At 74.4% G+C, this 12105-nt stretch carries 10 protein-coding genes; 5 read left to right on the forward strand and 5 right to left on the reverse strand.

From position 1 onward, the window contains the following. Positions 1-47: 47 nt before the first annotated feature. The 3 genes from IF19_RS1000000137655 to IF19_RS0115110 form a co-directional block, all read right to left on the reverse strand. A complete protein-coding gene (locus IF19_RS1000000137655; RefSeq protein ID WP_167398077.1) occupies positions 48-200 on the reverse strand; it encodes an MFS transporter small subunit in 153 nt (50 codons plus the stop codon). After that, positions 169-1515, reverse strand: a complete 1347-nt coding sequence (locus IF19_RS0115105) for an OFA family MFS transporter (protein ID WP_030112307.1) — start codon at positions 1513-1515, stop codon at positions 169-171. The genes IF19_RS1000000137655 and IF19_RS0115105 overlap by 32 nt, the downstream gene beginning before the upstream one ends. Before the next feature lie 163 nt (positions 1516-1678). Further along, positions 1679-2278 carry a TetR/AcrR family transcriptional regulator gene (locus tag IF19_RS0115110; RefSeq protein WP_030112308.1) on the reverse strand — a complete coding sequence of 200 codons (600 nt, stop codon included), beginning with the start codon at positions 2276-2278 and terminating at the stop codon, positions 1679-1681. 269 nt (positions 2279-2547) lie between these two features. Here IF19_RS0115110 and IF19_RS0115115 point away from each other — a divergent pair, with 269 nt between their 5' ends. Continuing rightward, entirely contained in the window at positions 2548-3564 is a 1017-nt protein-coding gene (locus IF19_RS0115115; RefSeq protein WP_050493997.1) for an oxygenase MpaB family protein, read from the forward strand. 234 nt (positions 3565-3798) lie between these two features. Further along, entirely contained in the window at positions 3799-6120 is a 2322-nt protein-coding gene (locus tag IF19_RS0115120; RefSeq protein ID WP_030276556.1) for a protein kinase domain-containing protein, read from the forward strand. Between the two features lie 93 nt (positions 6121-6213). Here the strand turns inward: IF19_RS0115120 and IF19_RS0115125 are convergent, their stop codons facing one another. Together IF19_RS0115125 and IF19_RS0115130 are read right to left on the reverse strand one after the other, a co-directional pair. After that, positions 6214-7986: a siderophore-interacting protein gene (locus tag IF19_RS0115125; RefSeq protein ID WP_030112312.1), complete on the reverse strand. Its 1773-nt coding sequence runs from the start codon at positions 7984-7986 to the stop codon at positions 6214-6216. Next, positions 7986-8972: an ABC transporter substrate-binding protein gene (locus tag IF19_RS0115130; RefSeq protein ID WP_030112313.1), complete on the reverse strand. Its 987-nt coding sequence runs from the start codon at positions 8970-8972 to the stop codon at positions 7986-7988. The genes IF19_RS0115125 and IF19_RS0115130 overlap by 1 nt, the downstream gene beginning before the upstream one ends. 137 nt (positions 8973-9109) lie before the next feature. On the opposite strand from IF19_RS0115130, the gene IF19_RS0115135 reads away from it, so the two are divergent. The 3 genes from IF19_RS0115135 to IF19_RS0115145 all read left to right on the forward strand — a co-directional run bounded on the left by IF19_RS0115135 (position 9110) and on the right by IF19_RS0115145 (position 12053). Continuing rightward, the gene (locus IF19_RS0115135) at positions 9110-9856 is read left to right on the forward strand and encodes a helix-turn-helix domain-containing protein (RefSeq protein WP_030112314.1); all 747 of its coding nucleotides are present in this window, start codon (positions 9110-9112) and stop codon (positions 9854-9856) included. A 107-nt stretch (positions 9857-9963) separates the two neighbouring features. Further along, complete coding sequence (locus IF19_RS0115140; protein ID WP_030112315.1) at positions 9964-11022, forward strand: iron chelate uptake ABC transporter family permease subunit; 1059 nt, start codon at positions 9964-9966, stop codon at positions 11020-11022. Continuing rightward, positions 11019-12053: a FecCD family ABC transporter permease gene (locus IF19_RS0115145; protein WP_030276553.1), complete on the forward strand. Its 1035-nt coding sequence runs from the start codon at positions 11019-11021 to the stop codon at positions 12051-12053. The genes IF19_RS0115140 and IF19_RS0115145 overlap by 4 nt, the downstream gene beginning before the upstream one ends. The last annotated feature ends 52 nt before the right edge of the window (positions 12054-12105 follow it).

Here is a 12105-nt window from a genome sequence, read left to right on the forward strand (position 1 = left end):
CCCGCCCGGCCCGGCTTTCGACGGGCCGGGCGGGGACAGGCTCACGCTCAGCCGGTGAACAGCTGGGTGGCCTTGCGGACCAGCTCGTACAGCCCGTAGGCGAGCGGTACGCCCACCCACAGCCAGGTGAACGCGATCAGCGGCCGCCGGTCCTTCCCGGTTGACGCCTCAGGCGGACTCTGCGCGTTCGTGCCGGACATCGGGCGCTCCCTTCCGCGCCGTCGCGGCGCCGACGTGGTGGGACGGATGGACGGGGCGGACCAGCTCGTTGGCGACGAAGCCGACGACGAGCAGGCCCATCATGATGAGGAGCGAGGTTCCGTACAGCTCCGCGCCGTGCTTGCCCGCCGCCTCCTGCCGGTCCGCGATCCAGTTCACGATCAGCGGCCCGAGCACACCGGCGGTGGACCAGGCGGTGAGCAGCCTGCCGTGGATCGCGCCGACCTGGTAGGTCCCGAAGAGGTCCTTGAGGTAGGCGGGGATCGTGGCGAACCCGCCGCCGTAGAAGGAGAGGACGACCAGCGCGCACAGCACGAACAGCGGCTTGGAGGAGCTGCCCACCAGGGCGATGAGCGCGTACATGAGCACGCCGACGCCGAGGTAGACGCGGTAGACGTTCTTGCGTCCGATCAGGTCGGAGGTGGAGGACCAGCCGATGCGCCCGGCCATGTTGGCCGCCGAGAGCAGGGCGACGAACCCGGCGGCGGAGGTCGCCGACACCGGGACGGAGGTGTCCGCGAAGAAGTCCGTGATCATCGGCGTGGCCTTCTCCAGGATGCCGATGCCCGCGGTGACGTTCATGCAGAGCACCACCCACAGCAGCCAGAACTGCGGGGTGCGCAGGGCCTGGCGGGCCGACACCTGCGGCCCGTCGGCCGCCGGGGCGGGGCCGCCCCCGTGCTCGGCGGGGCGTGGGCGCGGCACCCGGACCAGCAGGACGCCGAGCAGCATGAAGACGGCGTAGGCCAGGCCGTGGACGAGGAAGGCGGCCGCGATGCCGGAGCTGTCGCCGCCGAAGGACTCCAGCATCCCCACCGACCAGGGCGAGGCGATCAGCGCGCCGCCGCCGAACCCCATGATGGCGATGCCGGTGGCCATGCCGGGCCGGTCGGGGAACCACTTGATGAGCGTCGACACGGGCGAGATGTAGCCGATTCCGAGGCCGATGCCTCCGACGAACCCGTATCCGAGGACGATCAGCCAGAACTGCTGGGTCGCCGCGCCGAGCGCGGAGACCAGGAATCCCGAGGAGAAGCAGATCAGGGCGACCGTCATGGCCCAACGGGGCCCCCGGCGTTCGACGAGCGTGCCGCCGAACGCGGCCGAGAGGCCGAGCATGACGATGCCGAGCTGGAAGGGCAGGGCGCTCTGCGTGCCGCTGAGGCCGAGCGTGTCCTCCAGCGGTGTCTTGAACACGGACCAGGCGTACGCCTGTCCGATGGAGAGGTGGATCGAGAGCGCGGCGGGCGGGACCAGCCAGCGGCTCCAGCCCACGGGTGCGATGGGGGGACTCATGGGTCCCTCACCGTAGTGATCGTGAAGGCGGTTGAGAAGGCTGATGGTTCATCCTTCACCTTCTCTGCCCGGTGCCGTACGTCCGCCTCTTCGTCCGGCGGCGTGCGCTGCCGTCCCGTCCTGGAGTACACGCGGTGAGCCCGCGGGCGTGGGCGCTGTCGGGCTACCGCCGTTCCATCGCCGCGAGGACCAGCTCCACGCAGTGCGCCTCCAGCCGCTCGCGCGGTACGGCGAGCGTGCCCCGCAGCCATCCCGCGAAGAGGCTCGCCAGCCCGCCGACCAGGGCGTGCGCGGCCATCCGGCGGTCGGCGTCGTCCACCGCCCCGGGGAGCTGGCCCCCGACCAGCTCGGTGAAGACGGCCATGAGCCGGTGGCTGTGGGCCCCGAGGGCTGGATCGGCGAACGGCTCCAGGAGCAGCAGACGGCCCTTGTGCGGCGCGGCCAGGACCAGGGCGACGAAGGCGGAGACGGCGGCGCGGGCCCGGACGTCGGGCTGCGCGGCGCTGAGCGCCACGGCCTCCTCCAGGGCGCTCCTGGCCTCGTCGGCCACCCGCTCGAAGGCGGCCAGGAGCAGATCGTCGCGGCCGGCGAAACTCTCGTAGAAGTAGCGGTCGGTCAGCCGTGCGGCGCGGCAGACGGACCGGACCGTGACGGCCGCGGCGCCCTCCTCGCCGGCCAGCCGTTCGGCGACGTCGAGGAGGCTCCGGCGGCGGGCGGCGCGGCGATCGGCGAGCGTGGTGCCGCCCCAGCTCCGTTCCGTCAACGTCCTTTCCTCCACGTCCTGTTGAAGCGATTGACGACACCTGTCCGCACATCTTAACCTGATGACAGGTGTCCTCAGATTGCTCTCGTCGCAGCTGCGGACCACCGCCCACGCCTCTGCGCCGACGCCCCGCCGCGCACCGCCACGAACAGCGCCACGCACCGTGCCCGGAACAGCGCCACGCACCGCTCCGTGCTCCGCACCGCTCCGTGCCCGGAACGGCTCCGTCTCCCGTAGCGCTCCTGAACCCCCAGCCAGCGGAGGTACACGTGACACCGTCAACTCCCGGCCCCGACCGCCCGAGAGCCCCCGGGCCCCCCGAACCCCTCGGCCCCGACTCCCTCACCTGGCGCTGGTTCGGCGACTGGCGAGGGCTGCTGCTCGCCCCCTGGGCCGGGTCGATGCAGAACATGCACCCCGGACTCGGCGCGGGCGTCGCCGAGCACTCGCGCTTCTTCGAGGAGCGCTGGGAGCGCCTCTTCCGCTCGCTGTACCCGATCGGGGGCGTGGTCTACGACGGCCCGCTCGCCGCCCGGACCGCCCGCGAGGTGCGCGGCTACCACGCCGCGATCGGGGGGACCGACGCCCGGGGCCGCCCGTACCACGCGCTCGACCCGGACACGTTCTACTGGGCCCACGCCACGTTCTTCATGCTGACCGTGCACATCGCCGAGCGCTTCGACGGCGGCCTCACCGAGGCGCAGCGGCGCACGCTCTTCGACGAGCACGTCCGCTGGTACGCGCTCTACGGCCTCTCGATGAGGCCCGTACCCGGGAGCTGGGAGGAGTTCCAGGCGTACTGGGACCACATGTGCGCCGACGTCCTGGAGGACAACCGGCCCACCCGGGACGTCCTGGACATGCGCCGGATCGCCCGGCCGCCCCTCCTGCGCCGGCTGCCCGCGCCACTGTGGGCCGTGCTCCGCGTCCCGCTCGTCCGCTCCACCCTGTGGCTGACGGTCGGCCTGTACCCGCAGACGGTCCGGGACCGCCTCGGGCTGCGCTGGACGCCCCGCGACGAGCGGCTGCTGCGGCTGGTGGGCGGGCTGATCCACCACGCCTGGCGGTACGTCCCCGAGCGGCACCGCTTCCACCCGCGCGCCCGCGCCGGCTGGGACCGCGAGCGCGGACGGCCCGCGGCGGCGCCGGTGGAGACGCCCGCCCGGAACCTGCCGCCCGGGGAACGGCAGGGGCTGCCCCAGCACTACGTACCGAAGCGGCACGGCGTACCGCGGGGGCACGGGGCCCAAGGAGCACGGGGAGCCCGAGGAGTACGGCGTAGCTGAGCATCACCGTGTGCCGACGACGGACCGGGCCGGGCGGTCACCGCGCTGACCGCCCGGCCCGGTCCGCGCCGCCGCGGGGCCGGGGCCCGCCGCGCCCTCGCGGCGGACGGTCCTTCCGGCTCCGGAGCGCCACCCGCTTTGCCCGCCCCCACCTGCCTGCGACTAGTTTGTGTGCAGGACGGACGAGTGGGCCCGGTGCGGCGAAGACGCACGGGGGACGGGAGGTGGGGGAGCGTGTCGCTGCGCGGAGGCGATCCGGAGGAGATCGGCGGCTACCCGCTGGAGGAACGGCTCGGCTCGGGCGGCATGGGCACGGTCTTCCTGGCCCGTACGAGCTCGGGCCGGCCCGTCGCGATCAAGCTGATCCACCAGCATTTCGCCGGGGACGACGAATTCCGCATCCGGTTCCGGCAGGAAGTGGCCGCCGCGCGGCGGGTCAGCGGCGCGTTCACCGCCGCCGTGGTGGACGCCGCGCCCGAGGCGGACCAGCCGTGGATGGCGACGACGTACATCGAGGGGCCCACGCTCGCCCAGCGCATCGGCGACCGGGGACCGCTCGACGGCGCGGAGTTGCGGAGGCTGGCCATCGGGCTGGCCGAGGCGCTGCGTGACATCCACCGGGTGGGCGTCGTCCACCGCGATCTGAAGCCCTCCAACGTCGTGCTCTCGCCCGAGGGCCCCCGCGTCATCGACTTCGGCATCTCGCGCGCGGCCGACCAGGAGACCCTGACGATGACCGGGCGGGTCATCGGCACGCCGCCCTTCATGTCGCCCGAGCAGTTGCGGGCCCCGCGCGGGGTGGGGCCGCGCTCCGACGTCTTCTCGCTGGGGACGCTCCTGGTGTACGCGGCGACGGGCAGCGGGCCCTTCGACGCGGACAGCCCCTACATGACCGCGTACCAGGTGGTGCACGAGGAGCCGTCGCTGGACGCCGTGCCGCCGGCCCTGCGGGCGGTCGTCGAGCCGTGCCTGGACAAGGAACCCGAGGGACGCCCCTCGGCGGACGAACTCCTGGTCCTGCTGCGGGACCTGCCGGCCGACCTCGGCGGGCCGGTGCCCGCCTCCGGAGGGCCGGCCGCGGGCCGGACCCGCGACATGATCACCCAGCACCACCAGGCCACTCCGTCGCCCGCCGCCCCGGCCGTGCCCGAGACCTCCGAAGCCATCCCCGAGCCCTCCGAAGCGGCCCCCGCCCCCGACCCGGCCGTCGCCGTCCCGGCCGTCCCCGCCACCCCGGCGCCCTCCGGCACGGGGAGCACCCCGGCCCCGGTCGGCGGCCGGCTGCGCCGCCGGTGGCGGCCCGTGCTCGCGGCGGCGGTCGCGGTGACCGCGATCGCCGGGGGAGTGGCCGCCCTCAACGCGAGCGGCGGCGGCCCGGACGGCGGCGGGGACACCGCGCCGACCGCCCCGGGCGGCACCCTTCCGTCCGGCTTCGAGCCCTGGCGTACGACCGTGCTCGGCGGCCGCGAGGACATCCCCGACGAGCTGCGCTGCGTCACGCACGACGACGACGCCCTGTTCTGCGGGGGCGGCGGCGTGATCGCGACCCGGCTGAACGCCGAGGACGGATCGCCGGTGTGGACGGCGAAGAGCCCGGGCGTCCCCGCCCAGGGCATGCATCTGGTGGGGGCCACCGACGACACCGTGGTCGGCTACCGCATCGCCGACCAGGACGATCCGCAGGGCCCGCCCAACGAGGTGGTGGCGCTCGACGCGGACAGCGGGAAGGAGCTGTGGGCCACGCCGTCCGGCGCCCAGTCGACGGCCGTCACCGGCCGGACCCGGGACGCCGTCGTGGCCGGCTCCGCCGTGGTGACGGTCGACGCCTCCAACTCCCGCTTCGAGGCCCGGGACGCCCACAGCGGCGAGGTCGCCTGGACGGCGCCCTTCCCCGACGGCACGCAGTGCGCCCCCGTCCCCGAGGGCCCGCGGCTCCTCGCGATGTGCGCGACCGACGCGGAGGTGGACGACCTCGGACCCGGCCGCTCCACCCTGCGCACGATCGCCCTCGACTCCGGGGAGTTCGGCGGGGCCATCGAGATCGAGGGCCCCGCCGAGCCGGTCGGCGAGGCCGACGGCTCCCTCGTGCTGCTCTCCCCGCACTACGAGGGGACCGCGCGGGTCGGGTACGACCGGGTGGTCCGGGTCGATCCGGCCTCGGGCGAGGTCGCCTCCTCCCGGTTCGACAAGGTGTACGCGGGCACGCCCGGCATGGCGGACGGCACTCTCTACGTGAGCGGGCAGACCGGCCTGGTCACGGCGTTCGACCCGGTGTCCGGCCGGAAGAAGTGGGTGCGGCAGACGGGCGTGGAAGGGGCGTCGGGGCCCGCGGCGGGCGAGGGCGCGGTGTACTTCAGCTCGGCCACCGGCCGGGTGGCCGCGCTCTCCCCGGACGACGGGACGTCGCTGTGGGCGACGGATCCGCAGGCCGACGGGCTGACCGGCCAGGAGGGCGCCAGCCCGCGGGTGGCCGTGGCGGGCCGTGCGGTGTTCGTGGCGGCGGCGGACAACACCCTCTTCGCCTTCGACGCGCGGAACCCGCCGAAGTCCGGCTGACCCCGGCCGGGCCTCCTCCGCATACGGAAGAGCCGCCGGGATCCCAGCGATCCCGGCGGCTTTCCGCCCGCCCCACCCCCGTGAGGGCGGTGCTCAGGCCCGGCGCAGGACCGTGGCCTCCGTGCCCCAGCCCAGGGCGACGGTCCGCTCGACCCGCCAGCCCGACCGCTCCGCGAGGGCGGCGACGGCCGCGGAGTCGCGGAGCGGGCTGCCGGTCGCGGTGTACGCGTGCAGCGCCGCCTCGGCCGCGTGCGGGCTCAGGTTGTCGGGGCGCGACGCCTCCACGAGGACCGCGGTAGAGGTCCACTCGGCCAGCCGGGCGAGGAGGGCGACGGCCTCCTCGTCGGTGCGGTGCGCGAGGGCCTTCGCGGCGACGGCCACATCGGCGGGCCCGGCCGACCACGCGACGCGGTCCGGGGCCGGAACGTGGCCGCGCAGCACCTCGGCCGGTCCGGCGTCCTCCGCGATCAGCAGCCGGGGCCGTCGCCCGGCGTCGTCGAGCGCGGCGGCCACCGAGGCGCTCCCCGGGCCGGTCAACAGGCAGCTCCCGACGCCCTCCCACAGCGGATCGGCCGTCAGACCGTCCAGCAGGAAGACCAACTGCTCGCACTCCTCGACCAGTTCGCCGTAGCGTTCCGCGTCCCCGGTCACCGCCTCGTGCAGGGTCGTGCCGGAGGCGAGCCGCCAGGGCGACGTGCCCTCCTTGAGCGCGGGAGCCAACTGGGAGAGAGCGAGCAGCAGTTCGGCCTCGTGGCCGGTGTACTCCTCGCGCTCGTGGTCGTCCAGCAGCTCCTCGCCCGCCGCGCCCAGGCGCAGCCCGGTCCCGTCCCCGGCGTCGACCACCACGTCGTACGAGGCGAGCAGCGGGAGCAGGACGCCGAGACCCGGTCCGGCCACGCCCACCCGGGCCGCGAGAGCGTCGGCGGAGAGCCCCGGCGCGTCGGCCACCGCGTCGACCACGCCGAGCCGCAACGCGGCCCGCGCGACCAGCCACGGCAGGGGAGAGGGGATCGGGGCGGCGGCCTGCGCGCCGGGAGCCTCGGCCGCGTCCGGGGCCTGGGGGGCGGCGGCCTCCTCGCGGTGCCAGTACCCCGTGATGTTCACCCGGTCCTTGGGGAGCTTCCGCTCCCGCTGGAGGTACCGGCGTACCGGCAGCAGCGCCCGGCTCTCCGCCGCCGCCCAGACGTACCCCTCGCCCGGCGGTACCGGGAGAGCGCGCACGGCGGCCTCCAGCGCGGCCGCGTCGCCCGGCTCCGCGACCACCCAGGTGACCGTGTCGCCGTCGCGCAGCGCCAGCTCCTGGCGCGCCTCGTCGTGCGAGACGGTGACCAGGACGTGCGCCGGGGCGTCGAGCGGGCGCTCGTCGAGGAACCGGCCGATCGCGGGCAGCGCCGTCTCGTCGCCGACGAGGTGGATCCAGTCCAGCCGTTCCGGAAGCCGGAGCGAGGACTTGGGGCCGACGAACCACAGCTCGTCGCCCTCCCGGGCCGACGCGGACCAGGACTCGGCGGGACCGTCGCCGTGCACCACGAAGTCGAGGTGCAGCTCACCCGCCTCGGTGTCCACCCGCCGCGGCGTGTAGTCGCGGGTCACCCGGTGCTCGGCCGGCGTCCACTCGATGCCGTGCGGCAACTGGGCGGGGAGCGCCGCCCGCACGTCCCCGTCGGACGCCAGGATCAGCTTGACGTGGTCGTCGAAACCGGGGGCGGCGAAGGCGGGGCGGTCGATCCCGTCGCGGGTGAACGCGGCCAGGTCCGCGCCGCCGAGGACGACCCGCCGCATCCGGGGGGTCACCTCGTGGACGCGGCGGACGGTGACCCGGCGCAGGACGAGCGGGTGCGTCGTGTACGCGCGCTGGGCGGCCATCAGGAGAACTGCTTCTCGATGATGTCGAGCAGCGCCATCGACTCGTCGTAGTCGCCGCGCAGCACCCAGTACGGCAGGTCGTACGCCTGGTTCGCCTTGAAGGCGGGCAGCGCCCTGTAGACCGGGTTCTTCTTGAGGGTGGCGACGTCGGTGGTGTCCGCGTTGAAGCCCATCACGAAGACGGACGGCTGCGTGATGGTCTGGCCGACCTTCTCGGTGGACAGCTCGAACATGTCGCCGCCCTGGCCGTACACCTTGAAACCGCCGTCGGCGAAGACCGGGGCCGGCTCGATGCCGACCTTCTTCAGCTCGCTGGGCAGGCCCACGCTCTCGACCAGGCCGAAGGCGGTGCCGTCACCGGTGTAGGTGAGGTAGGAGACCGGGCCGGCCGGCGGCTTGATCGCCTGCTTCACCTCGTCGATCCGCTTGTCGTAGGCGGCCAGGTGCTCCTTGTAGACGTCGGGCTTGCCGAACACGTCGTCGGCGAGGAACGAGAACTGGGCCCGCCAGTCGCCGAGCTTCTTGCCCACGAGAACGGTCGGGGCGATGTCGGAGAGGTCCTTGTACACCTTCTCCGCCTGGAACAGCGGGAAGCCGATGCCGCCGCCGACGATGAGGTCGGGGTCCAGGGCGAGGATCGCCTCCAGGTCGAAGCCGTCGACGCTCCACGGCAGGAACGTCGTGCCGTCCGCCTTCGCCTCCTTCTCCCAGTACGGGGAGAACTCGCCCTTGCCGTCGGCGTCCTCGGGGATCGTGGCCGTGACCGGCACGTCGAGGTCGTACATGTACCCGGCGAGGGCGTGGTTCAGCACGACCACCCGCTTGGGCTCGGTCGGCACCTTCACCTTGCCGTAGTCGGTCGTGACGGTTCGGGTCTCGGCGGCGGACGTCTTGTCCCCGTCACCCGAGAGGTCGGAGGCCGAGCAGCCGGTGAGGGCCAGCGCGGCGACGACCGCGACGGCGAGAAGGCGGGCAGGAGCATACATGGGACCTCATGAGAATGGGCAGGCTCGGAGATTCGAGCTGTTGGTAAGGTGAGGCTAACCTCGCTGGTCCCGCTGCGTCGATCCGAGTACGACATCGTCAGTGACGGACACGACGCATCGCACAACGGGAGGCACCCTTGCCGACGACATCCCTCGGCACCGTGGTCGCCGAGAACGCCATCCGCTTTCTGGGACACGACACGCACCAGCACGACGAGCCGCACCTCGTCTACGTGGTCACCGGCAGCGCCCGGCTCACGGCCGACGGCGGGCAGTGGCGACTCGGCCGGAACGAGGCGCTCTGGCTCGCCCCCCGCGTCCCGCACGCCCTGCGCATCGACCCGGGCGGCATGGCGCTCGGCCCCTTCCTCGACCCCGCTGACCAGCCACGATGCCGCATCCAGCCGCTCGGGGCGGTTTTTGCGCTTACCGAGGTCATGACCACCGCGCTCGGGGCCGCGCCCACCACTCCGGAGCAGGTCGAACCGTTCCGGCAGGCGCTCGGACGGGTGCTGCGCGGGATCTCCCGCCAGTACTTCCCGGTCGTCCTGCCCGTCCACCCCGCCGTCCGCGCCCTCGCCCGCGAGGCGCTGCGCACCCCCGCCGCCACGCTGGAGAGCCTCGCCGAACGGCACCGGATGAGCGCCCGCCAGGTGCAGCGCGTCTTCCTCGACGAGACCGGGCTGCCCTTCACACGGTGGCGCAACCGGGCCAGGATGAACGCGGCCGTCGAACACCTCCGCGGCGGGGGCGAGCTGACGGCGGCCGCCCGGGCGGCCGGCTACGCCACCCGGGCCGGACTGCTGCGCGCGCTGAGCCGCGAGTCGGGGGTGCCCGTGAACGCGCTCACCGCGGACGCGGTGGGGGCGCTCGGCGGCGGCTGAGCCGACGCCGGAAACCCCGTACGGTCCCGGCGGACCCCGCAGTACATGTACGTCGATCACGCGCGCCGCTCCGGCCTGCCCGGGGGCGCGTCGCTCAGGGAGAACAGATGGCACAGGCGCTCGCGCCGACGACCGCGCCCCCACCGACGGGGCCGTCGCACTCGGCACGCCGCAGGACGCGCCGCCTCGTCGGGCTGGGCGTCGCGCTCGGCCTGCTGCTGGTGGCGGTGGTCCTCAGCGTCGCGATCGGCTCCGCGCTGCTTCCGCCGGACGTGGTGTGGCAGGCGCTCACCGCGCCCGACGGCTCCGCGTCGCACGCCACGGTCAGCGGCTCCCGGGTGGACCGGACGCTGCTCGGCATCGTCGTCGGGGTCGCCCTGGGCGTGGCGGGCGCGCTGATCCAGGCGCTCACCCGCAACCCGCTGGCCGACCCCGGCGTCCTCGGCGTCAACGCCGGGGCGAGCTTCGCCGTGACCCTGGCCGTGGCCGTCCTCGGCGTCACCCGCATCGAGCAGTACCTGCCGTTCGCCTTCGTCGGGGCGATCGCCGGCTCGGCGGTGGTCTACCTCGCCGCGAGCGGCGGGCGCGGCGGGCCCACCCCGGTGCGGCTCACCCTGGTCGGGGTGGCGTTCACGGCGGTCCTGGCGGGCATCTCCCAGACGCTCGCCCTGATCGACACCGACACCTTCGACCGCATGCGGTTCTGGGGAGCGGGCACCATCACCGACCGCCCCGCCGGCACCGTCGGCGACATCCTGCCCTTCGTCCTGGCCGGCCTGGTGGCCGCCGCCCTCTGCGCCCGCCCGCTCAACGCCATCGCCCTCGGCGACGACGCGGGGCGCGCCGTCGGGCTGCGGGTCGGCGCGGTCCGGTCCGGCGTGGTGATCGCGGTCGCCCTGCTCTGCGGTGCGGCGACCGCGGCCGCCGGACCGCTGATGTTCGTCGGCCTGATGGTCCCGCACGCCGTGCGCTGGCTCACCGGCCCCGACTGGCGCTGGATCCTCGCCTACTCGGCCGTCCTCGCCCCGGTCATCGTGCTGGCCGCTGACGTACTGGGCCGGCTGATCGTGATCCCCGCCGAGCTGCAGGTCGGCGTCATGATGCCGTTCATCGGCGCTCCCGTCCTGATCCTCCTGGTGCGCCGGAACCGGGTGAAGGAACTGTGAGCGGAGCACTCGTCCTCAGGGCGGGATCCCTGAGTCTGCGCGCGTCCCGGCGCTCGCTCCTCGTCTGCGGGGCGCTCACGGCCGCGCTGGTCGCCCTGGCGCTGTGGGCGTTCACGCTCGGCAGCTTCACGCTGAGCCTCGCCGACCTGGCCTCGGTCGCCTCCGGTACCGCCCGCGGCAGCGTCCGCACGGTCGTCCTGGAGTGGCGGGCCCCGCGCATCGTCGCGGCCGTCCTGTTCGGGGCCGCCCTCGCCGTGGGCGGCGCGGTCTTCCAGTCCCTCACCCGCAACCCGCTCGGCAGCCCCGACGTCATCGGCTTCACCACCGGCTCGTACACGGGCGTCGTCCTCATGCTGCTGGCGGGCGCGACCAGCTACACGGCGCTCGCCGCGGGCGCGGTGACCGGCGGGCTCGTCACGGCTCTCGTCGTCTACCTGCTGGCGTTCCGGCGGGGGGTGCGCGGCTTCCGGCTGATCATCGTGGGCATCGCGGTCGGTGCGCTGCTCTCCTCGGTCAACACGTGGTTCTCGGTCAAGGCCGACGTGGACACCGCGCTACGGGCCGCGGTCTGGGGCGCCGGCTCCCTGAGCGCGGTCGGCCTGCCCGCCCTGGCGACCGCCGCCGTCCTGATCCTGGGCGTCGCGGTGGCGGCCCCGGTGGCGCAGCGCCGGATGCGATGGCTCGAACTGGGCGACGACACGGCGGCGATGCTGGGCGTACGCGTCGAGCGCACGAAGCTGCTGCTGGTGGTCCTCGGCGTGGCAGCGACCGCCGCCGTGACCGCCGCGGCGGGCCCCATCTCCTTCGTCGCCCTGGCCGCCCCGCAGATCGCCCGCCGCCTCACCGGGCGCGGCACCTCCGTGGACCTGGCCGCCTCCGCTCTCGTCGGCGCGCTCCTGCTCCTCGGGGCGGACATCGCGGCCCAGCACGCGATCCCGGACGTGGTCCTGCCGACCGGCGCGGTCACGGTGTGCGTGGGCGGGGCGTACCTCCTGGTGCTGCTGGTACGGGAGTCCCGCCGGGGGGTGTGAGGGGACGGGGGCGGAGCCGGTGCGGCCTCACCTCGCGGCACCTCGCCCGGCC

Source organism: Streptomyces californicus (assembly GCF_000717645.1).
GTDB lineage: Bacteria > Actinomycetota > Actinomycetes > Streptomycetales > Streptomycetaceae > Streptomyces > Streptomyces californicus.